Origin of the sequence: Xanthomonas sp. A1809 (assembly GCF_017746015.1) — a bacterium.
Classification (GTDB): Bacteria; Pseudomonadota; Gammaproteobacteria; order Xanthomonadales; family Xanthomonadaceae; genus Xanthomonas; species Xanthomonas euvesicatoria.
The window spans coordinates 150,209-172,242 of the sequence record NZ_JAGHWZ010000018.1 but is presented as its reverse complement, the minus strand read 5'-3'; the positions used below and the strand labels follow the sequence as shown (position 1 = coordinate 172,242).

Annotated in this window: 19 protein-coding genes; all 19 read right to left on the bottom strand. The window is 65.4% G+C overall.

Features of this window, described 5'->3' with window-relative positions; genetic code table 11:
• Positions 1 to 205 precede the first annotated feature (205 nt).
• A complete protein-coding gene (locus tag J7396_RS20515; RefSeq protein ID WP_209262026.1) occupies positions 206 to 3,127 on the bottom strand; it encodes a diguanylate cyclase in 2,922 nt (973 codons plus the stop codon).
• Between the two features lie 231 nt (positions 3,128 to 3,358).
• Complete coding sequence (gene fliR / locus J7396_RS20510; RefSeq protein WP_008572484.1) at positions 3,359 to 4,150, bottom strand: flagellar biosynthetic protein FliR; 792 nt, start codon at positions 4,148 to 4,150, stop codon at positions 3,359 to 3,361.
• Positions 4,151 to 4,163: 13 nt separating this feature from the next.
• Complete coding sequence (locus J7396_RS20505; RefSeq protein WP_005917968.1) at positions 4,164 to 4,433, bottom strand: flagellar biosynthetic protein FliQ; 270 nt, start codon at positions 4,431 to 4,433, stop codon at positions 4,164 to 4,166.
• A gap of 339 nt (positions 4,434 to 4,772) precedes the next feature.
• Positions 4,773 to 5,078: a hypothetical protein gene (locus J7396_RS20500; protein WP_209262016.1), complete on the bottom strand. Its 306-nt coding sequence runs from the start codon at positions 5,076 to 5,078 to the stop codon at positions 4,773 to 4,775.
• 203 nt (positions 5,079 to 5,281) lie between these two features.
• Entirely contained in the window at positions 5,282 to 6,127 is an 846-nt protein-coding gene (gene fliP, locus J7396_RS20495) for a flagellar type III secretion system pore protein FliP (protein ID WP_005921349.1), read from the bottom strand.
• Between the two features lies 1 nt (position 6,128).
• Positions 6,129 to 6,536, bottom strand: coding sequence for a flagellar biosynthetic protein FliO (gene fliO, locus J7396_RS20490; RefSeq protein ID WP_136733213.1), 408 nt, complete (start codon positions 6,534 to 6,536; stop codon positions 6,129 to 6,131).
• Positions 6,533 to 6,871 carry a flagellar motor switch protein FliN gene (gene fliN, locus J7396_RS20485; RefSeq protein ID WP_007969679.1) on the bottom strand — a complete coding sequence of 113 codons (339 nt, stop codon included), beginning with the start codon at positions 6,869 to 6,871 and terminating at the stop codon, positions 6,533 to 6,535. The genes fliO and fliN overlap by 4 nt, the downstream gene beginning before the upstream one ends.
• A complete protein-coding gene (gene fliM / locus J7396_RS20480; protein ID WP_008577203.1) occupies positions 6,868 to 7,881 on the bottom strand; it encodes a flagellar motor switch protein FliM in 1,014 nt (337 codons plus the stop codon). The genes fliN and fliM overlap by 4 nt, the downstream gene beginning before the upstream one ends.
• 10 nt (positions 7,882 to 7,891) lie before the next feature.
• Positions 7,892 to 8,443 (bottom strand): flagellar basal body-associated FliL family protein, encoded by a 552-nt coding sequence (locus J7396_RS20475; RefSeq protein ID WP_008577202.1) that lies wholly within the window; start codon positions 8,441 to 8,443, stop codon positions 7,892 to 7,894.
• 166 nt (positions 8,444 to 8,609) lie between these two features.
• Positions 8,610 to 9,902 carry a flagellar hook-length control protein FliK gene (locus J7396_RS20470; RefSeq protein WP_209262015.1) on the bottom strand — a complete coding sequence of 431 codons (1,293 nt, stop codon included), beginning with the start codon at positions 9,900 to 9,902 and terminating at the stop codon, positions 8,610 to 8,612.
• On the bottom strand, positions 9,899 to 10,354 hold the full coding sequence (gene fliJ, locus J7396_RS20465) for a flagellar export protein FliJ (protein WP_005918178.1): 456 nt from the start codon (positions 10,352 to 10,354) through the stop codon (positions 9,899 to 9,901). The genes J7396_RS20470 and fliJ overlap by 4 nt, the downstream gene beginning before the upstream one ends.
• 3 nt (positions 10,355 to 10,357) lie before the next feature.
• Complete coding sequence (locus tag J7396_RS20460; RefSeq protein ID WP_005918170.1) at positions 10,358 to 11,734, bottom strand: FliI/YscN family ATPase; 1,377 nt, start codon at positions 11,732 to 11,734, stop codon at positions 10,358 to 10,360.
• Positions 11,731 to 12,351, bottom strand: a complete 621-nt coding sequence (locus J7396_RS20455) for a FliH/SctL family protein (RefSeq protein WP_011347268.1) — start codon at positions 12,349 to 12,351, stop codon at positions 11,731 to 11,733. The genes J7396_RS20460 and J7396_RS20455 overlap by 4 nt, the downstream gene beginning before the upstream one ends.
• Positions 12,348 to 13,337 carry a flagellar motor switch protein FliG gene (fliG, locus tag J7396_RS20450; RefSeq protein ID WP_005918162.1) on the bottom strand — a complete coding sequence of 330 codons (990 nt, stop codon included), beginning with the start codon at positions 13,335 to 13,337 and terminating at the stop codon, positions 12,348 to 12,350. Before fliG ends, J7396_RS20455 begins: the two co-directional genes overlap by 4 nt.
• A gap of 10 nt (positions 13,338 to 13,347) precedes the next feature.
• Entirely contained in the window at positions 13,348 to 15,072 is a 1,725-nt protein-coding gene (gene fliF, locus J7396_RS20445) for a flagellar basal-body MS-ring/collar protein FliF (protein ID WP_011347269.1), read from the bottom strand.
• A gap of 13 nt (positions 15,073 to 15,085) precedes the next feature.
• A complete protein-coding gene (fliE, locus tag J7396_RS20440; protein ID WP_008574166.1) occupies positions 15,086 to 15,457 on the bottom strand; it encodes a flagellar hook-basal body complex protein FliE in 372 nt (123 codons plus the stop codon).
• 426 nt (positions 15,458 to 15,883) lie between these two features.
• Positions 15,884 to 19,408, bottom strand: a complete 3,525-nt coding sequence (locus J7396_RS20435) for a glycosyltransferase (RefSeq protein WP_343237470.1) — start codon at positions 19,406 to 19,408, stop codon at positions 15,884 to 15,886.
• Positions 19,405 to 20,775, bottom strand: a complete 1,371-nt coding sequence (locus J7396_RS20430; protein ID WP_071117949.1) for a polysaccharide pyruvyl transferase family protein — start codon at positions 20,773 to 20,775, stop codon at positions 19,405 to 19,407. Before J7396_RS20430 ends, J7396_RS20435 begins: the two co-directional genes overlap by 4 nt.
• A 27-nt stretch (positions 20,776 to 20,802) precedes the next feature.
• A complete protein-coding gene (locus J7396_RS20425; RefSeq protein ID WP_008575933.1) occupies positions 20,803 to 22,020 on the bottom strand; it encodes an FkbM family methyltransferase in 1,218 nt (405 codons plus the stop codon).
• Positions 22,021 to 22,034 lie beyond the last annotated feature (14 nt).

The following is a 22,034-nucleotide window of genomic DNA, read 5'->3' as shown; positions in this document are numbered from 1 at the left end:
TGGTTGCTGGCGTGTTGTAGGACGCAGGTCACACGGGTGCGCAAGCGCGATTCACCTGTCGTCCCTGCCGGGCTTTGCACGGCGCGGTACTGGGCGGGCGCAGGCTTGCGCTTGACCAGGCGTTGCAATCGATTGTCGGCGCTTGTGCGTTTCCGGCATGCGGGTCGAACGGGTGCAACGGGCGGCAAGCTCAGCTGCGCTGCCGTCACACCTGATCGAACGTATCCAGCGGCACGTGATCGTAATCGATGCGATTGCGGCCACTGCGCTTGGCCCTGTACAGCGCTGCGTCGGCGCGAGCCAGCAGTTGCTCGAGCGTTTCGCCACGCTGGAACCAGGCCACGCCAACCGAACAGGTGACATGCAGCCAGCCGCCATCGATGGGGTAGTCGCCGCAGATGCCGTGGTGCAGGGCGTCCAGCCGATGGGTGGCATCCAGGTTCAGGCCTGGCAGCAGCGCCAGCAATTCTTCGCCGCCATAACGGCCGATGCGGTCGTCGCCGCGCATCAGCGTGTCCATGCGGCGGCCAACCCCGGCCAGGACGGCGTCGCCGGCCAGATGGCCATGCTGGTCGTTGACCAGTTTGAAGTGGTCCAGGTCGATCAACACCACCGCCAGCGGACGCCCGGTGTGTTCGGCGTGCAGCAGCATCTCGCGCAACGCGGCCAGGATGCCGGCGCGGTTGAGCAGGCCGGTGAGTTCGTCGTGGGTGGCCTTGAGCGAGAGTTCGGCGCGCGCCGCTTCCAGATCGCGCTTGTCCTGTTCCAGCTCGGCGGTGCGCTTGGCCACCAGTTGCTCCAGTTCGCGCTTGCGTCGCAGCAGTTTGGCGGTGCGCCAACGCAGCAGCGCGATCACCGCCGCGATGCTCAGCAGCACGTACCCGACAATCGCCGGAACGCCCCGCCACCACGGTGGCACCAGCTCGAACCCGAAGCGGGTGATCGGGCTGCTGCTGCGCTGGTAGGCATCCATTGCCTGCACTTCCAGCGTGTAACTGCCTGGCGGCAGCAGCGGGTAGGTCAGGTGGCTGAGCGAGGTACTGGTCCAACTGGCCTGATGGCCTTCGACCCGGTACCGGAAGCTGATGCGGTCCGGGCCGCCTTCCGCCCCCGGGGTGCTGAGCTCCACATCCAGCGGCACCTGCGACCACTCCACCCGGGATTGCGGCAGCAGCAGTTGGCTGCCGCGGCGCACATGCAGGATGTCCACCCGCAGCGGCGGTGCGGCGAACAGGCGCATCGGATCCAGCAGGTGGGTCAGGCCACGGCTGCTGCCGAGCCAGACGCTGCCATCGGTGTCTTCGAAAAATGCATTGGCCGACATGTCGTCCCACAACAGCCCTTCCGTGCGCGTGGCCCGCGACCAACGACCGTTCTGGTACACATCCAGGCCCTGGCTGCTGCCCAGCCACAGCCGGCCCTTGCTGTCGTGGCGCAGGATGAAGGGCATCACCCGCGCCACCAGCGGGTCGTCCACGGCGGCAAGCGTCAGCACGCCGTCGGCCTGCAGCCGGCCATGCCACAGCCCGGTATCGCGCAGCGACAGCCACACCTCGCCATCGGCGCTGAAATCGAGCAGGAAGAAATCCTGGCTGGGCAGGTCGCCGCGTACCTGCACGCGCTGCCACTTGCCGTCTTTTGCCTGCAGGAACAGGCCTTCGCGCGTGCTGGCCCACAGCCGCCCCTGCGGATCCAGGTCGATATCGCCCACGAAGGCTGCCGGCAGGGCCGTTTCGCGCTCGGCCCGCAGCGGGGTGCCGCGCTGTACGCGGTACAGCCCACGCGGGGTGGTGATCCACAAGGTGCCGGCCGTATCGAACATCAGCCTGTTGATCGGCAGGTCGAGCTGCAGCACATCGGTGGTCTTGCCGCTGCGCGGGTCGCGCCGCGCCACGGCTCCGGACGAGCGCGCCACCCAGGCCGCACCATCGTCCGGCGACAGTGCAATGGAAATGGATTGCAGCAGGGGTTGGCCGTTCTCCAGCGTCCACGGCTGCATGCGCCCGCTACGCGGATCGAGCATATTGGAACCGGCATCGCCACCGACCAACAGCTCACCGCTGGGCAGTCGCTGGCTCACCCAGGTCGGCGCTTCGGCCAGCCCCTGGCTTTCGTCCCAGTGTTCGACGGTGCCGTAGCCCAGCCAGCGCTGCACACCCAGGCCGCGCGTGCCGATCCACAGGTGGCCGGTGCTCTGCATCATCAACGGGCCAACCATGGGGCTGATCTGCAGCCCCTGGCTTTGGCCGAAGTAGCGCCAGTGGTCGCCTTCCCAGCGCACCAGGCCGCGGTCCGAACGCGTCAGCAGGCGGCCCTGCGCGTCTTCCGACAGCGTCGTGGCACCGGAGAGGGTGTTGAATCGGGTGCCCGCCGGCGCCGGACGATTGCGGAACACGCGCTCGCCGGCAGCGCGTGAGAGCACCAGGCCGCCCCCACGCAACCACAAGGTGCCCAGGTGATCGCGAAAGATCGCGCGCCATTGCCGTTCGGGCACGCCATCGTCCTCGGACAGCAGGGTGATCCTGCCGCCGGCATCGATCCGGCAGACGTGCTGGCCGCAACTGGCCCATAACGCGGTTCCATCGGCCAGCAAGGCCCTGCCGGCCGGCAAGAGGCGTCCATCGTCCAGCTGCAGGGGCAGGGGGTTAACCGACCAGCCGCCTGCGGCATTGGGCGACACCCGCAGCAGGCTGTTTTCGCTGACCACCACCACGCCATCGGCGTAGGCGGCAACGACATTGCCGCTGTCGGCACGGATCGGCTTGCCCTCGCGCAGCACCTGCACGAAGTCGTTGCCCTCGCGCACGAACAGGCCATTGGCGCTGGACACCCACAGACGTCCGGCCGCATCCAGCCCGAGCGCGCGGATATAGCGCGCATCCAGCCCGCTCTCCTTGCCGACCGGGGTGAAGTGTTCGCGTTCGAAACGGTGCAGCGCCAGCTCGGTGCCGACCCAGACCACGCCCTGGCGATCTTCGAGCAGGCTGTTGACGGTCATGCCCTGCAGGCCATCGGCCTGGGCGTAATCGCGGAAGCTGTAGGTTTGCGCCCAACTTGTGCCGCAGATCAGCACCGCCGCCAGCAACAGCCATGCCCTTGCACGCAGGCGAGCGCCTTGCAATCGCATCGGGGCCAACAGCGCAGGCACAGTAAGCATCGATTCCCGTGGGATGGGTAAGTGTTGGACGACGATACGCAGCGTCAATCGTGTAGGGGCTTTAACGGCTGCGCGGCCAGAAACTTGAGGCGTGTCACGGTTTGGAAGGGTGCAGGCGGGGCGGCCCCGTCGCAGTGGCGGCGGCGCCGGCAAGTTGGCGGCCTGCTGTGCTTGCAGTGGTCGGCCATTGTCTAGTGTGGGTCAGGCCGTCAGCTCTCTGGCGGCATCGAAGGCGGTATCGAACATGCGTTGCACTGGCGGGGCGAACTCGCTGGCGAAACTCGACAGCAGGAACAGCCCCAGCAACACCGTCAGCGGCAGGCCCAGTTGCATGGGATTCAATGCCGGCGCCGCCTTGGCCAGCGCGCCGAAGGCCAGGTTGACCGCCAGCATCGCCACCATCATCGGCAAGGCCAGGGTCAACCCGCCGCGCAGGATCTGCAGGAACAGGGTGGGCGCCACTTCGGCGAATGCGCCGGCATCGGGCAACGCGGTCCCGATCGGCAACGCCTTGTAGCTGTCCACCAGCAATGCGATCACCGCCAGATGCCCGTTGGCCGCGAAGAACAGCAGCCCGAAGCCGAGATAGAACCACTGCGCGATCACCCCCGACGTCACGCCGCGCATCGGGTCGGACATCTGCGCGAACGACAGGCCGGTGGACTGCGACACCAGTTCGCCGGCCAATGCGCCGGCTTCGAAAATAAGCTTCAGCATGAAGCCCATGCTGGCCCCGACCGCCAGCTCGCGCGCAATGCTCAGCACTGCCTGGGCGGTAAAGCCGTCCCACTCCGGCACCGGCGGCAGGATCGGCGCCAGCACCATCGCCAGCGTCCCGGCCAGCATCACCCGCACCCGTCCGGGCACCGCCCGCGTACCGATCAACGGCATGGCGGTGAGCAACGCACCGGTGCGCAGCATGGTCCACATGATCGCCCCGACCATCGCGAACGCGCGCTGGCCATCGATCACCATCTGGGTTGCAGAATCCATCCGGTCTGGCCCGCTAGCCGATCAGGTGTGGAATGCGCTGGAACAGCGCAATGGTGAACTCCACCAGATGCCCCAGCAGCATGCTGCCGGTGGCAAACAGCGTGGCCGTCAGCGCGACCGCCTTGGCCACGAAGGCGATGGTCGGCTCGTTCAACTGGGTGGCGGCCTGCACCACGCCAATCACCACGCCGACCACCAGCACGGCCAGCAACATCGGCCCGGCGATCCACAGGACGGTGACCAGGCCACCACGCAATTCAGTCAGGGCGATTTCAGGGCTCATGGGAGGTGCTGATGCAAGTGGGGTGCCAAAGGGGCGGGGATTCGGGATTCGTGGTTCGGGATTGGTTGGCGAACGGGGATCTGAGTTGCCTCGTGTTGCACTCGCTGTCGCTGTCGCTGTGCTCTGGCTTCGGTTTGCTGTTGCCTTGCTGTCGGCTTTACGGGCCCCATACCGCAGCGGCAAGCCGGGTAGATACAACCCGAAGGGCGGCGCGCATGGATGCGCGACGTTTTTGTAAGGGACATGGATGTCCCTTACAAAAATTTCTACCTGGATTGCGGACCTGGAGCGCGCAGCGCGGAAGGCGCGAGGACGGGGTGTGTTTCTTTGGTTACTTGATCAGCCTTCGGCTGCTGTAAAGCTCTTCTTTGCACAAGCAAAGAAAGTAACTCGCCCCCCGAAGGGGGACGAAAGCCTTGCACTTGCTTGTAGCTCTTGTTCGTCCATTTGATCCGGATACAGATCAAATGCTTTCACGCCCTGCGAGCGCGAGTCACTTTTCTTTGCTTGTGCAAAGAAAAGTAACCAAAAGAAAGCACACCCCGTCCTCGCGCCCTCCGCGCCTACGGCGCTGCGGGTGCGCAAGTCCGGCAGAAATTTTTGTAAGGGACATCCATGTCCCTTACAAAAACGACGCGCATCCATGCGCGCCGCCCTGCGGGTTGTATCTGCCGGCCTTGCCGCTGCGGTATGGGGCCCCGGAGAAGCTAGAAGCCAAAGCGAAGCACAAAGGCAAAAAGCGGAAAGCAAAAAGCGGCAAGCGGAGCTGATGGTTGAGCAATACAACCCCGCAATGCGCAAAAATCAGTCAACTGACAAGCGCTACCGCGCGCACCGCGCGTCCACACCTACGACGCATTAAAGCTCGCAGCCAGCGTCCCCACCACCAGCACCCACCCATCCACCAGGATGAACAGCAGGATCTTGAACGGCGCGGAGATCAGCATCGGCGACAGCATCATCATGCCCATCGACATCAGCACGCTGGCCACCACCAGGTCGATGATCACGAACGGAATGAAGATCAGAAAGCCGATTTCGAAAGCGGTCTTCAGCTCGCTGGTCACGAACGAGGCCACCAGCACCGGGAACGGTACCGCGTCCGGGCCGGCGTACTTGCCGTCGCCGGCCATGCCGGCGAAGGTCATCAGATCGGTCTCGCGGATCTGCGCCAGCATGAAGGCGCGCAGCGGCTGCGTGGTGAGCGTCCAGGCAGTGGAAAAATCGATCTGGTTATTGAGATACGGCTGCAGTCCGGCGCCCCACATCTTCTGCCACACCGGCATCATCACCAGCGCGGTCAGGAACATCGCCAGGCCCAGCAGTACCTGGTTGGACGGGGTCTGGCCGGTGCCCAACGCCTGGCGCAGCAGGCCCAGCACGATGGTGATGCGGGTGAAGGCGGTCAGCACCAGCAGCATCGACGGCAGCAGGGTGATCGCCGTCATCAGCAGCAAGGTCTGCAGCGGCAGGCTCACGGGCTGGTCGCCGATGCGGCCCACGCTCACGTTCGGCAGCGACGGCAACTGGTTGGAACCGGCCGGTACCGCGGCAGGGGTCGCCGCCGGTGCCGCGGCCTGCGCCATTGCCGGCAGCGCGGCCGGGCTGGCCGCGGCCAGCAGCGGGCAACTCATCACCAGCAGGATCAGCACCAGGCGCACACTGCGCCCCCAACGATTCCAACGGCTCAACATGTCACGGGTCCTTGCGCAGCTTCTGGGCGAGCAGCTGGGCGAAATTGGGAAGTTGCTTGAAAGCGGGCAGGGTGGGTGCGGGCGTGGGCGGCAGCGGTTCGGGCAAGGTGTGCAGGGTGCTGATGCCGCCGGCGGTGACGCCGAGCAACAACTGCTGGCCGTTCACCTCCACCACCACCACACGTTCCTTGGCACCGACTGCCAGGCTGGTCACCACACGCAGGCCCTCGGTGCTGCGGAATCCGCTGCCGGGCATGCGCTTGAGCAACCAGCCCAGGCCGACGATCAGCGCGAGCACCAACAGCAATGCAAAGACTGCGCCAAACAGACCGGGCGAGGACGGTGCCTGCGCGCCGACCCCGCTCGCCTTGGCCGCGACCGGCGCGGCAGTGGCCAGCAGGCCGATCACCGCAGCCTCCGGATCCGTTCGCTGGGGCTGACCACGTCGGTCAGGCGAATGCCGAAGCGGTCGTTGATGACGACCACTTCGCCGTGCGCGATCAGGGTGCCGTTGACGTAGACATCGAGCGGTTCGCCGGCGCCGCGTTCCAGTTCCACCACCGAGCCCTGGTTGAGCTGCAGCAGGTTGCGGATCGGGATGCGTGCGCGGCCCACTTCCAGCGACAGGGTCACCGGTACGTCCAGGATCACGTCCAGGTTGAGGTCGGCGGCGTTCTGGTCCTGCTCGGCCTGCAGGCTGTCGAAGGTGGCAGGCGAGGCGTCGAGGATGTCGGAGTTGATCATTTGCTGGGGTCCTGGGAGGGAACGGCGCGTGGGGCTTGCACGCCGGGCGGGCGTACGGCGGTGATCTTGACGGCGTTGTTGCCATTGGAAACGCCGAATTCGCCGGTGAATAACGGGATGTCTTCCACGCACAGCGGCACCTGGGCGGGCAGGTCGATCGGCAGGATGTCGCCGACCTTCAACCCGGTGAGCTGGCGCAGGCTCATGCGCTTGCTGGCCAGCACGCTGGAGAGCGTGACCTCGGCGGTGTCCAGCTGCTCGCGCAGCATCACGTTCCAGGAGTCGTCGCGGTCGTTGCGGTCGCTCTGGATGCCGGCATCGAGCAGTTCGCGGATCGGCTCCAGCATCGAATACGGCAGGGTGATGTGGATCTCGCCGCCGCCGCCTTCCAGCTCCACATGGAACCGGCACACCACCACGTACTCGCGCGGGGTGACGATGTTGGCGAAGTGCGGGTTGATCTCGGAGTTGATGTACTCGAAGTCCACGTCCATCACCGGCGCCCAGGCTTCCTTCAGGTCGGCGAAGGTCTGCTTGAGCATCAGCTGGATCACGCGCATCTCGGTGGCGGTGAATTCGCGGCCTTCGATGCGGGTGTGGAAGCGGCCGTCGCCACCGAAGAAGTTGTCCACCACGGTGAACACCAGGGTGGGTTCGAACACGATCAGCCCGGTACCACGCAGCGGCTTGAACCGGATCAGGTTGAGGTTGGTCGGCACATACAGCGAGTGCATGTACTCGTTGAACTTGACCAGGTCGATGCCGCGCACCGACAGGTCGGCCGAGCGCCGGATCAGGTTGAACAGGCCGATCCGCCACAACCGCGCGAAGCGCTCGTTGACCATCTCCAGGGTCGGCATGCGCCCACGGATGATGCGGTCCTGGCTGGACAGATCGTATTGGCGCGCCTCGCCGGGCAGCGGCTCCGGCTCGGTGTTGACCGCGCCCGAATCCACGCCATGCAGCAGGGCATCGATCTCGTCTTGGGAAAGCAGATCACTGACGCTCATCTGGCAGGCCTTACTGGGTCACGAAACTGGTGAACAGCAATTCTTCGACGCACTTCTTGCCGGTCTCGCTGGTCATGACCTTCTGCGCTTCGGCCAGGGCGGACTTCTGCAGCTTCTGCTTGCCGGCCAGGTCGGCCACGTCGGTGGCCTTGACCTGCGACAGCAGCATCAGCAGGTGCGCGCGAATGGCCGGCGCGTTCTCGGTGATGAGCTTGAGCTCTTCGGGGTCGCGGGTGACCAGCTGCACTTCGACCTGCAGGTACTGCGGGCCATCGCCGGGGTCGGCCAGGTTGACCACGATCGCCGGGTCCATCGGGAAGTACTGCGCCGGCTTGGGCACTTCGGCCACCTTGGGGGCGTCGTGCTTGCCGCCTTTTTCCTCGCCCTTGTGGCCCAGGAAGAACCAGGCGCCGCCGCCAGCGGCTGCCAGCACCACCACGCCGATGGCGATGAGCAGGATGGGCTTCTTGCCGCCCTTCTTCTTCTCGCCCTTGTCGTCTTTGTCGTCGGTCTTCTTGGTTTTTTCGGCCGCTGCCACAGTCTGCTCCAGGGGAATGCTCACCCTGTCGATGCAACTGGCATGCCAAAACCGCGTCGGTTTCCTGGCGCAGGCTGCGTGGAAACCAGAAAACCCCCGCAGGCCTTGCGCCGCGGGGGGTGGAAGGGCGTCATCGGCCTCCGGCTGGGGGCGAGGATCAGCGGTGCCGGGGTGTGCCCGGCACGTCGTCTCAGGCGTAGGCGTCCAGCAATCCACGCTGGCGTAACACCACCGACGGAATTCCGACGGGCGGGGCGTCGTCCAGGGTCAGGCCGTTGCCGCTGTCGTTGCCGCCATTGCGATTGCCCGCCGACTGCTGCTGTTGCTGGCCGACGTCGGCCTGGCCAAGCTGGAAGCCATTCTGGCCGAGCATTTCGCGCAGCCGCGGCAGGCTCTGTTCCAGCGCCTGGCGGGTGTCGGCGTTGGCGGCGGTGAAGCTGGCATTGACCTTGTCGCCCTCCAGATGCAGGCGCACCTCGACCGGACCCATCTCGTTCGGAGTCACCTTGATATGGGCATGGCCGATTTTCTGGTCTGCCAGCCAGCTCATGCGCGCGCCGATGGCATCGTCGAAAGTGTCGCTGCCCAGGTCCGGGGTAGGCGTGGGCGAGGCGCTGAAGATCGGTGCGGCGTCCTGCAGGCGGGTGAGTGCCGGCGTGGTGGTGGTCGGCAACACGAACGCCGGGGCGTCCGGCGCTGCGGCAGCGGCGCTGTCGTCGGCGGCCGGCTCCAGCGCCTTGGCGGCCATGCTCATCAACGCGGCCGTCTGCGCATCGCCGCTTACGGCGGTGGTCGAGGTCGGCTTGGCGCCTGCAGCAGCGGCCGGCACCAGCGCTCCCAATGCGGGCAGGGCGGCGCCGGCGTTTGCAGTGGCGGCGGCTGCGGCTGCATCGGTGGGCAGGGCGGTGGCGGTCGCCGCAGCGCCGTTGGCGCCGGCCATGCTGGCCGTCAGTGCGGCGGCTGCGGCCGCCAGCACGTCGCCACCCGGCAACGCCTGCGCCAGCAGGCCCATGCCGAAGCCACCCAGGCCAGCCGGCGGCCAGCCGGCATCGGTCGCGGTGGCCGCTTCTGCGGGCGCGTCTTCGCCGGTCGCGGCGGCCTTGGCCGGTTTGCCGGTCTTGCTGGCAGTGGCGGCTGTACTCTTGTCGGTGGCTGCCGCGTCCTTGGCGGCACCTGGCTTGGCCTGCTTGGCATCGCCGTCCTGCGCCCGCGGCCGGGCGGTGGCATCGCCGGCCGCATCGTCGTGGGTGTCCTCGTCGCCGCGGTTCTTGTCGGGCTGGCTGGGCTTGGGCGCGGCCTGCTTGGCAGGCACGCGCTCGGGTGCCTGCGGCGGGGCCTGGTTCGGCGTGTTGGCCGGATTGAGCATGCGCGCAAACTGGTCCTGGCCCGCGTCCGGTTCGGACGACGGGTCGCTGTAGCTGGATTTCTTGCCGGTGCCGGCAAGCGCACCAAGGCCGGCGGCGAAGGCGGACAAGGGGTTCATGCGGATTCTCCGTGGGTGTCTTGGCTGCGGGCCAGGCGCGAACGACGCGCGCCGAGGTCGTCCATCTCACGCTGGTCGCGGCGTTCGATCACTTTGTTTTCCTGGGCACGGTAGCTGGCGGCCAATTGCTCCAGCACCTGCTTCTCGCGGCTGGCCAGCAGCAGGCGGGTGCGCTCGGCTTCCACCTTGGCGATGTTGCTTTGCACGGTCTGTGCCTGTTGCAGCACGGCGCTGTCCAGGCGGTCCAGGAAGGCGCGGCGGTTGCTCAGCGCCACCGCGCTGGTGCCGGCCATCTGGCTGTTGGCGTATTCCTCGGCGTAGCGGCGCAATTCTTCCAGGCGCGACTGGTGGGTTTCCAGGACGCGCTGGCGCTCGGCCAGATCGCGGGCGACCTTGTCTTCCTGTTCCTGCGCGCGGCGCAGCAGTGGGTCGATCCGTTTGGACTGCATCATGGATTAGTTCTCGGGTTCGACCAGTTGTTGCAGGGCGGACAGGCTGTCGCTCAGGAGCGAGGCCTTGTGCACGTCCTGGCCGAGGAATTCGACGATTTCCGGCCAGCGCGCCAGCGCTTCGTCGGTGGCCGGGTCGCTGCCACGCTGGTAGGCGCCGATGGCGATCAGGTCGCGGTTGGCGGTGTAGGCCGAGAGCAGCCGCTTGAGCTTGCGGATGCGCAGGCGCCAGGTGTCGTCGGCGATGTCCTGCACCACGCGGCTGACCGAGGATTCCAGGTCGATGGCCGGATACAGGCCGCTGTCGGCCACCCGACGCGAGAGCAGGATGTGGCCGTCCAGGATGGCGCGGGCAGCATCGGCGATCGGGTCCTGCGGATCGTCGCCTTCGGTCAGCACGGTGTAGAAGGCGGTGATCGAACCGCGCCCCTTGGCGCCGTTGCCGGCACGTTCCACCAGCGCCGGCAATTTGGCGAACACCGACGGCGGGTAACCGCGGGTGGTCGGCGGCTCGCCCACCGACAGGCCGATCTCGCGCTGCGCCTGGGCGAAGCGGGTCAGCGAATCCATCAGCAGCAGCACGTTCAAGCCCTGGTCGCGGAACCATTCGGCGATGGCGGTGGCGCGGTAGGCGCCATGCAGGCGCGCCAACGGCGGGCGGTCGGCCGGTGCGGCCACGACCACGGCGCGGCGCAGGCCTTCTTCGCCCAGGGTGGTTTCGACGAAATCGCGCACTTCGCGGCCACGTTCGCCGATCAGCCCGACCACGATCACGTCGGCCGAGGTGAAGCGGGTCATCATGCCGAGCAGCGTCGATTTACCGACGCCGGAGCCGGCGAACAGGCCTACGCGCTGGCCACGGCCGATCGGCAGCATGGCGTTGATGGCGCGCACGCCGACGTCCAGCGAGGTGGTGATGGGCTCGCGCGCCAGCGGGTTGATCGACACGCCGGCCATGCCGATGCTGCCTTCGGCGCGGATCGGGCCCTTGCCGTCCAGCGGGGTGCCGTCGCTGTCGATGACGCGGCCGAGCAGGCCTTCGCCCACTTCCACGCCGCCGCGGCGCCGCGAGGGCACCACCCGGGCATTGGGCAGCAGGCCATGCAGTTCGGCGCTGGGCATCAGGTAAGTGCGTTCGCCGGCGAAGCCGACCACTTCGGCGTCGACCCAGCCGCCATCGACCTCGACCTTGCAGGTCGCGCCCATCGGCGCTTCGCAGCCGGTCGCTTCCAGGGTCAGGCCGACCGCGCGGCGCAGGATGCCTTCGCGGATCAGGGTGCGACCGGCGGTGGGCTCCAGGCCAAGGGTGCCCAGGCGCGTGGCCAGGCGCAGATTGCGTGCATCCAGCCAATCGGCCGGGGTGGCACCGAACAGGGCGCTCACAGGCCCGCTCCGGATTTGCGCATGACCGTCTCCAGCGCAGCCCGCAGGCGCGCGTCCAGGGTGCCGTCGATGCGCACGCTTTCGGCGTGCACACGCAGATCGCCGCGGCTCAGGCTCATGTCCGGGGCCACGCGGGTGGTGCTGCTGGGCGCCAGATGCGGCAGCAGCGCGGTGATGTCGTCCGGGTGCAGGCGCACTTCGACCTCGCGGCCGGCGCCGCCAACCGCATCGACCGCCTCGCCGACCAGGTCGGCCAGCAGTTGCGGGTCGGCCTGGTAGGCACGGCCGACCAGCTGGCCGGCAATGCGCACGGCCAACTCGCCGAGCGCGCCGACCACTTCGTTTTCCAGCCGCGCCAGCGGGCGGGTGAAGTTGTCCAGGATGCCGTCGATCTGCGCGGTGAGGCGGCGCACTTCCGACTGGCCCTGGGCGAAGCCTTCGGCATGCCCACGCGCGAACCCTTCGTGCTGGGCGGCATCTTCGATGGCCTGGATCTCTTCCAGGGTCGGCGGGCGCAGCACCGGCTCGAGCATGGCCGGTTCTTCGTAGTCCGGTTCCGGCAGGGCCGGGACAAGCTGCAGGTCCGGGGCCAGCCAGCGGGTGACCACCTCGTTCATACCATGGCCTCCGCACCGGCGCCGCCCAGGCTGATGGCGCCTTCGTCAGCCAGGCGGCGGACGATGGTGAGGATTTCCTTCTGCGCCGCTTCCACGTCTGCAAGGCGCACCGGGCCGCGCGCTTCCATGTCCTCGAGCAGGATTTCGGCCGCGCGCTGGGACATGTTGCGGGTGATCTTTTCGCGCACCTTGACGTCGGCGCCGCGCAAGGCCAGCCCCAGGCGCTCGCCGGAGACTTCGCGCAGCAGCGTCTGCAGGCCGCGGTCGTCCAGGTCCACCAGGTTGTCGAACACGAACATCAGGTCCTGGATCTTGCCGGCCAGGTCGGCGTCGATCTTGCCGATCTCGCCCAGCACGCCCTGGTCAGCGCCGGTGTCCAGGAAGTTGAGGATGTTGGCCGCCACCTTGATGCCGCCCACGTTGGACGACTTCAGGTTCTGGTTGCCGGCGAATTGACGCTCCATAATGTCGTTGAGCTCGCTCAGCGCATTCGGCGGAATGCCGTCCAGGGTGGCGATGCGCAGCAGCACGTCGGCGCGGGTGCGCTCGGGCAGCAGCTTCAGCGCCTCGGCGGCCTGGTCGCTGTCCAGGTGCGCCATGACGATGGCGATGATCTGCGGGTGCTCGTTGCGCACCAGGTCGGCGACCGCGCGCGGGTCCATCCACTTCAAGGTGTCCAGGCCGGTGGTGTTGCGGCCCAGCAGGATGCGGTCGATCAGCCCGCCGGCCTTGTCGGCGCCCAGCGCCTGGATCAGCACGTTGCGGATGTAGTCGTCGGCGCCCACGCCCAGCGAGGTCTTGCCGGCCAGTTCGCCGTTGAACTCGTCCATCACCTTCTCGACCTGGTCGCGCGAGATGCCGGTCATGGTGGCCATGGCGATGCCGATCTTCTGCACCTCCTTGGGGTCCATGTGCTTGAGCACTTCGGCCGCGTCGCTCTCACCCAGCGACAGCAACAGCACCGCGGCGCGCTGCACTCCAGTCATCGGTTGTGTATCAGGCTTCACTGGCGACCCATCCCTTCACGACTTGTGCGACACGTTTTGAATCGGCTTTGACGGCCTCGCGCGCCAGGCGCATGCGCTCTTCGTAGGCGTCTGGCAGAGCGATCGGGGTCTTCTTGTCCTGACCGATCTGCGCGGTGTCTTCTTCCAGGCGGGGCATCAAGTCGTCGTCTTCGTCGACCATCCGCACGTCGGCGCTCTGTGGAGTGCCATCCTTGCCAGCCTTGCCTTGCTTGTCCTTGACCGCGGTCACGCCGGTGAGCTGACGCAGGGTGGGGCGCACCACACCGAACAACAGCGCCAGCACCACCACCGCACCGACCAGCAGGCGCAGACCGTTCTGCACGCGCGGGTCTTCCCACCACTTCGGGCCTTCCTCGCCCGCCACCGCTTCGCGCACGAACGGGGCATTCATCACCGACACCGTGTCGCCGCGTGCCGCGTCGAACCCCACTGCCTGCTTGACCAGGCCTTCGATACGGGTGAGCTCGGCAGCGGTGAGCGGCTGTTCGACCATCTTGCCCTTGGCGCCGGGGCGCGGGACGTTGTCCAGCAGCACCGCCACCGAGACGCGCTTGATGCGACCGGCCGGCTGGCGGGTGTGTTGCAAGGTTCGGTCCAATTCGTAGTTACGCGTGGCGCTCTTGGAACTTTCGGTCGGCGTGGCCGGGGCCGCGGCCTGGCCATTGGCGGCCGCCGGGGTGCCCGGCGCGCCGGCCACGGCCGGTGCCGGCGGCTGGCCGGGGCTATTGCTGGTGGCGCCCGGAGGGCCCTGCGGGCCGGTGGCGCTGGTGCTGGTGTCGCTGACCTGCTCGCTGCGCAGCTTGGCCGGCTCGCCGTTGTAGAGCTCGCGGGCTTCTTCGACCACGGAGAAGTCCATGTCCACGCTGGTTTCCGGATTGACCCGGCCCGGGCCGGTCATCGGCTCCAGCAGCTCGCGGATGCGCTGGTTGTAGGAGCTTTCCTGGCGGCGCACCTGTTCGAACTGGGCGGCGTGCTGGGCCGCGTCGCTGTTCGGGTCGGCAATGGAGAGCATGCGGCCGCTCTGGTCGACCACGGTCACGCGTTCGGGGGTCATGTCCGGGATGCTGGACGCCACCAGATTGACGATGGCATCGACCTGGTTGCGCTCCAGGCCCTGGCCGCCGCGCAATTCCAGCACCACCGAGGCGCTGGCTACATCGCGCTGGCGGGTGAAGGCGCTGGGCTTGGGAATGGCCAGGTGCACACGGGCCTCGCGGACCGGGCGCAGGGTGCCGATGGTGCGCGAGAGTTCGGTTTCCAGCGCGTGCTGGTAGCGGGCGTTTTCCACGAACTGGCTGACGCCGAAGCCCGGGTCCTTTTCCATCAGTTCGAAACCGCCGCCGGTTTCCTTGCCGGTCAGGCCGGAGCCGGCCAGTTTGAGGCGGGCGTCGTACAGACGGTCCTGCGGCACCGAAATGGCGCCGGTGGCCTGGTCGATCTTGTAGGGAATCTGCGCGGTGCGCAGCAGGTCGGCCGCTTCGGCATTGCCCTTCTCATCCAGGCCGGTGTACAGCGACTGATAGCCAGGCTTCTGCGACCAGAAGAACACCGCCAGACCGGCCGCGACCGCCAGGGCGATCATCGCCATCATGGTCAGCTTGCGGGTGATCTGCAGGCTGCGGACACGGTCGAACCATTGCCCCGCCTTTTCGGCGTTCTGGTTCATGTTTTCTTTGCTGATCGCGAGTGCCATGTGTCGTCAACCTTTACAGCGGCATGTTCATGACGTCCTGATAAGCCTGGACGAGACGGTTGCGGACTTCCACGGTGGCGCGGAAGGCCACCTGGGACTGCTGGGAGGCGACCATGACCCGTGCCAGATCGGCATTGGGGTCGCCCATTTCGAATGCTTTGGACAGCGCGCCGGCCTTCTGCTGGGCCTCGTTGACGCCGCCGATGGCGCCGCGCAAGGTCTCGCTGAAGCTCGGTGCCTGGGTGGCCGGTGTTCCCTGTGCGCCGGCCAGGCCCTGGATCTGGTTGCCACGCGCCGCATCGCCCACCGCGCCCATCGGGCCTTGGCCCATCTGCGTCTGGTAGCTGCGGATCTGCGAGAGGATGGAGGTGACGGAATCGCTCATGGGTGCGGTCAGCCAGGGAGGCACCCACACCAATGCAAGCGGCGTGCCGAAACCGCGCCGGGATTCCGGCGCGGGGGCGTTCCTGTCGCGGCCGCGTCGCAGCGATTGGCTTGTTTTCTCCTGCAGCCAGGTGTTCCTTCTCCCGCCTGCGGGAGAAGGTGGCGCGCAGCGCCGGATGAGCGCACTACCCTCGGTGCCACGCGCTGCAGGCATGGCCACCGCGGGCGCTGGAGTGTCGCGCGCCCCCCATCCGCCGTTCGGGTACCTGGCCCCGCAAGCGGGAGAAGGGAACAGAAGGCCGCCAGTTGCAGTGCGACCGCCAGATAAAAGTACCCAGGCTGCCTTCTCCCGCCTGCGGGAGAAGGTGGCGCGCAGCGCCGGATGAGGGCAACCCGGTGGGTGGTCAGCTGAAGCAGCGCATCCGCATTAGTCCGGCAACCAGGCGGCCCGCCAGGTGTCCAGATTGCTGCCGCTGAGCATCCAGTCGCGCCGCACCACCTCGCGCAAGGCCGCACCCCTGGCGCGTGCTGCGTCCAGGTCGGCCAAGTGCTCGCGGATGGCGCCGATCCAGTCGCGGTAGCGGTTCTTCACCAGCGTCACCGGCAGGCTGCCCTGGTAGCAGCGCACGTCGCTGGCGATGACCGGGTAACCGCAGGCGCCGTACTCCAGGAGCCGCAGATTGCTCTTGCATTCGTTGAACAGGTTCTGCTCCACCGGCGCCAGTGCCAGATCCAGGTCCAGCGCCGCCAGCGCGGCGGGGTACTCATCGATCGGCACACCAGGCTGGAACTGGTGAATATGCTGGCGCAGCGCAAACGGGTACATCCCCATGAACACCCATTCCACTTCGCCGGCGAGCTCCTTCACCACGTCGGCAATCAGCTCCAGGTCGCCGGTATGGCTGGCGCCGCCAGCCCAGCCGATCCGCGGCTTGCCACCCTGGCGTTCGGCCCGCGCAGGCAGATGTTCCCACCAATGCGGCGGCAGGCGGTTTTCGGCCACGCGGATATCGCTGTGCAGCCCAGCAAACGCCTCGGCCAGGGCAGGGGTGGAGACCACGAAGCGGTCCACCATGCCGAGCCCGCGCCTCACCGTCTTCAGAATGTCCTTGGGCATGTGCTCGCGGTGCGCATTCTTCAGCGGCAAATTGGGCAGGTAATCGTCCAGCTCGTACACCTTGAATGCGCGCGACAACGCCTTCATCCGCCGCATCGCCTCTAGCCGCGCTTCGCCGACCTGGCGTTGCAGGATCACCACGTCGGGATCCTGGCGCGCAAGCTCGCTGATCTCCAGATAGCCGTTGAACAACACCCCTTCGGCCATCCCGGCCTCGCGCAAGGCGCGCAGTGGCTGGATCACCCGGTAATGCCCGCAGCCTTCGATATCGGCCGGCAGCGCCATCACGCTCGGCAGCGGTCGCCACGACTGCAGCGGCCGCCAACTGGCGCGCGGGTCGGCCAGCTGGAAGCCGGCGCCCGGGTCCAGCGAAAATCCCGGGTTGTAGGCCGGGTCGTTGGCCATCAGCGGCAGCCAACGCGCATACATTGCCTCTTCGTCCAGCGCCGTGGCGGCGGGCGCGTCCAGCGGGTCGATCAGCAGCTGCGCACGTGCGGCAAAGACATTGAGGTAGCCGGCCTGCTGCAGGCGCAGGCACAGGTCGACATCGCTCCACTGCGCCAGCGCCGGCTCCAGGTCGAAACCACCGGCGTCCACAAACAGCTGGCGCGGCAGCATCAGGCATTCGCCACTCAACGCGCTGTAGTTCTGGTCCAATTGCAGGCGCTGCAGATAGCCCGATTCATCGAATGCTGCACCTTCAAACGCACGCGCTGCAGGTGCCCCCAGGCCGAGCAGCAGTCCGGCGTGATGCACGGTTCCGTCGCCGCGCAGCAGCTTGCCCGCAACCGCACCGACCTCCGGGCGCAGTGCGTGGTTGAGCAATTGCTCCAGCCAATCGGCTTTCATCACCGCCGCGCCTGCTGCCAGCCACAACAACACCTCTCCATGCGCGTGCTGGACCGCGGCATTGCACACCGCCTCACGCGGCGGTTCGGCGGCAAAGCGCAGCACGCGGATCTGCTGCATGCCCAGATTCTCGATGCCGCTCAGCCAGCCATGCAGATCCGGCTCGGTGGTGCCGCGATCCAGCAGCAACACCTCGTAATGCGGGTAGCTGGTATTGGCAAGAATGCTTTCCAGGCAGCGCTGCACCTGCGGCAGACGGCCATCGACCGGTACCAGAATGCTCACCAGCGGTTGTTGCGCATGGCGGTAGTCCAGCGCGTGCCGGCCGGGACCGGCACTGTGCACTACGGCGTCCACGTAACCGCGTGCGGCAAGATGGCGCGCAATCGCCTGGCGTTCGTCTTCGTCGTCGTGCTGCGGCGTGGCCGATGCGATCAGGATGGGTTCTGCAATATGACGGATGCAGGCCAACCCGTAACGCTCGATCAGGCCGAGTTGGTAATCCAGCTCGAATGCCGCGCTGGGCCCGGTGGGGAAGCCGCCATCGGCCAACAGCGTGCGGTGCCGGAACGCCCAGTGCCGCGAAAGCGTCGCCGGTGCGCTCAACAGCATGTCCAGATACAGCGCCGGCCGCAGCGCCAGCCCCAACTGGCCATTGTCCAGCGCCATCACTTCATCTGCGTAGACGGCCTGGCAGTCGTCGGGTAACGCGAGCATTTCCAGCGCCAGCATCATCAAGCCGCTGGCAGTGAACAGGCTGCCGGCATCGACCAGCAACACCCAATCGGTCGCATCCTGTGCGGCGATCACCCGGTTGAGCGTCCCTGCCAGGCCGTGCGCCTCGATCAGCACCCCACGCTCGCCGTGCGCGGCAACCTGCTGCGGCGAGCTGCTGATGACCCAGGTTCGATGCTGTTGATAGCAAGCGACCGCGTCCAGGCTGTCGCGCGTTGCAGCGACCGCTGCGGCATCGCCGTGACGGTCGATCAGCAGCACCGCGATGCGCGGCCCGCCGGCATGCGCATGCAGGCGCGCCTGGATCAATGCACGTTGCACCATGCTCGGATGGCGCACGCCCAACCAAGTCGTCGGCGACACGCGCTCGGCCATGCCGGCGCTTTGCATCAACGCATTGACCAGATCCACCGGCTTGAACACGCGCGCCTTGTGCGGGCTGAGCGGGGCCACGCGCACCTGTCGATTGTCGCCAGTCTCGCGTCGCCAGCCGAGCTGGCGGATGCCCTGGCGCAGGTCGTCGTGTCCCTGGTCGCCGACCCCGACCTGATCGCGGCCGCCCTGGCTGAACTGCGCGCTGGAAACGCGGAACTGCGTCAGCGGGCTGGCCAGGAACGCCAGGTTGCCGTGGCGCAGCAGCTTGACGTAGATCGCCAGATCGCCCACCCAATCGATGGCCTTGCCGTTCAACGCCATCAACCCGTTGCCCAACGCCAACAGATCGGCGCGCCGCGCAAGTACGCAACTCGGCTCACCGATGAAATTGATGGTGTGGTCGGCCAGGAACGACACCAGTTCCGGCCCGTCGATCAGCACGTCTTCGTCGAACGGAAAGCTGGTGGCCAGGATGTCCGGCAACGCCGCGCCATCATCGTCGATGCGTTGCCGGCGTGAGGATGCCATCGCCGTGCCCGGATTACGCTCGATCGCTTCCACCAGCTGCGCAATGCAATCGGGCGCCAGCACATCGTCGTCGTGCAGGAACTTGACGTACTCGCCCTGTGCCAGGCCAATCCCCTTGATCGTGCTGACCAGCTCGCCAAGCCGTGGCGTGTTGCGGTGGTAGCGAATGGGGAAGGGCGCATCCGCCAACCTCGGCGCCAGCAGCGCTTCGATTGCGCCATCGGCATTGTCGTCGCAAATCACCAGCTCCAACGCCGGATAGGTCTGCGCCAGCGCGCTCTCCAGCGCCTGCGCAAAGTAGCGCGACTTGTAGGTCGGCACGACGATGCTGACAAGATTCGGTGTCACTTTGCTTCACCCGAAAACCTGCTGAGATAATCCAAATACTCCTTGCGCGTCAGCCCTGGATAGCGCCGTCTAAGGAGTTGGAATTTATCTACCAAGCGCCGAGACATCTCTCCGCCATGCTCTCTCCGAACAACGACTTCGCGGTCCAGATTCTCTACGAGTTCGGTGTAGGCTTCATGTAGCTCAGCTGCAACCGAGGGGCTAGTGCTTTTCTTTAGATCCGGAAATTCAAAACAGGGTTTTTCATGAGGCACAGTGCAAGGAACAAGGCCGACTGCGTCGAGAAAATCAAGAAATTCCTTGTACAAAACCGGGTAAGCGTTGTTCATTTCAGAGAGGTCGAGGTTCTCGAAAACTTCACGGATGTTGCTTCGGCTGTGAATGGTAGGGTCATAAGGGATGCGGAGGTATTCGCAAGTTTCCCTGGCCCTGGAATCCGGGTTGGTCACAATGGCGGGGACGCCGCTATTAATCGAGAGAATTCCGGAGTGAAGTCGGGTTCCAATCGTGAGGCAATGGTCGTTGCTTTTGAAGAACGTGGCCCATCGGCTGTAATCAGAGAAAAATTCCAGCCGTCCAGCCATGGCCTTGGCCAATAGTTGGAAGGACGTGGGTATTTCGTCGAGATTGAAAGGTTGCGCTGTGATGTTGCGGGTCGATGGCAGCGCTTTTTCAAGATAGAGCAAGTTGATGAAATACAATTCATCCTGCAGCAGATGGGATGTCCTCGGCAGCCCGGAATTGAAGAATGTGGCCGTAGTGATGACCTTGTCCGCATCCCACGGCTTTTTTTGCAGAGCCCGGGTGGGTCCGTTCTCGAAATAGCTCGGGCAGCCAATCACTCTGACGTTCTTTATGCCAAGGCTATTCAGGATCTCGGCGGAATAATTTCCGCGAACACCAATTAGCTTGGACTTTTCAGAGAGAAGGGAGAAATTTCGCTTTTGATTGGGGCTGAGGCGCTCGGCCAGGTTCGGGTCGTAGCCGTTGAATGAGTTCGCGCAAAGGCTCACCGGCACGATCGGGATCGTGATTTTTTCAAGAAAGTGCGTGATTCTCTCAATAGGGAGGCCCGAGAAGTCCTCCCGGATGTCGTCCTTCATCGTCCAGACAAGATGCGAATATTTTTGGTTGATCTCTTCTGCAAGTTGATCGGAGAGCTTTGCCTCAAGCGCGTTAGAGATGTGGTCAACTTTCACCGGGCGCCCGAACAGCGCTTTCAAAAAACCGTAGGCGATATAGCCGTTTCCTATATTCTGGCCTCTGACATTGTCTTGGGACGGCCCCATGCCTTTCAGGAAATCCGAAATTTCCAGGGATTCAGGAAGAGCTGAGTTGAAAAGGAAAATCTTGCTTGGGTCAGTCATCGATCCGCTCATTTTTAAGGCAGAGCGTTAATAAAAATAAAGGCAGGTATCCCAGCGATCCGGCGTGTGATGGCGCAGGCCGATCCTGTAATCCGGGTTCAGAGATAGGGCAAAATCGCTTAGATCTAGCAGGTCGGTAGCTCTGTGATAGGCGGAGATCGCCATCTTGGGCTTGCACTGAACAATCGCATTCTGCGCACCTTTCAGTGCCGAAAGCTCCGACCCCTCGATGTCCATTTTGATGAAGGTGGGTGCATCGTCGATGACATCGTCGATGCAACATACGTCGATCATGTCTGCCGGTTCGCAATCCTCACTCGAAGGCTTGACGAAGCCGCCGTGGCCACCCTCATGATTGAATGGGACCCTGCCTGTTGTCTCGCCTACGCCGCAGTCATGCAGACTGATTCTGGACGCCAGAGCTGTGCCTTCGTAGCGGCGCAGTACGTTCTTGAGTGTGCCGACGTTGATCCGATCGGGTTCAATCATCCAAGAACGCGAGAATTGGCCTTTGGTGGCGCCAATCAGGCCTGCGAGCGACTCGCCAATCGAGGCGCCGCAATCAACCATCTTTTCTCCGCTACCGAATTGCAGCAGGCCGGAGCGGAAGTACAACGTGGTGTAGGGGCGTTCGATTTCGTGGTAGTACTCGGGGTCACACGTCAAGTGGAAGTTGAGGACAGAGAACAGGGTTTGTGCCGAATAGGCATCGGAAAAGCGTTCTGCCAGGCGCTGAAACCTGGGAATGTTGCGCACGATCTCCCGTCCCCAATCGTCCACCCGGAAATCTACACGCCCCTGTAGACCGAAAGCGCGAACGGCCTGTTCAAAGTTGATATGAGCAATCCCGTGCTGCCTGCAGACCTGGTCAAAAAATCGCTTGGGTCCGTCATATCGGCAGGTGTTGAGGGCGATGATGTCGCCAGACTTGGTCAGTTCGATGAACCTGTCCGTCGAGATGATCGGAGTGCCGTAATACAGCGCACCGGAGTGATAGCGGAAGTCGTCCACCGAGGCGATCACATTGCAGTGCCGGTCCTGCTTCAGGTTCAGCAAGTGCGCGCCGAACCCCCCGGTTCCTAAAACGATCACCTTGACTTCGTCGCCAAATTTGGCAATGAGGTGGCGAACGTCCTCGGGAATACCGAACATCGGATCACCAGTCAGGCCTTCGGCGGCGACCTGAAACGTCTCTTCCGATGCCTGCGGGTCGATATTTAGTTTGAATTGGATAGCGGTTTGCATGATTGGTCCCCGGC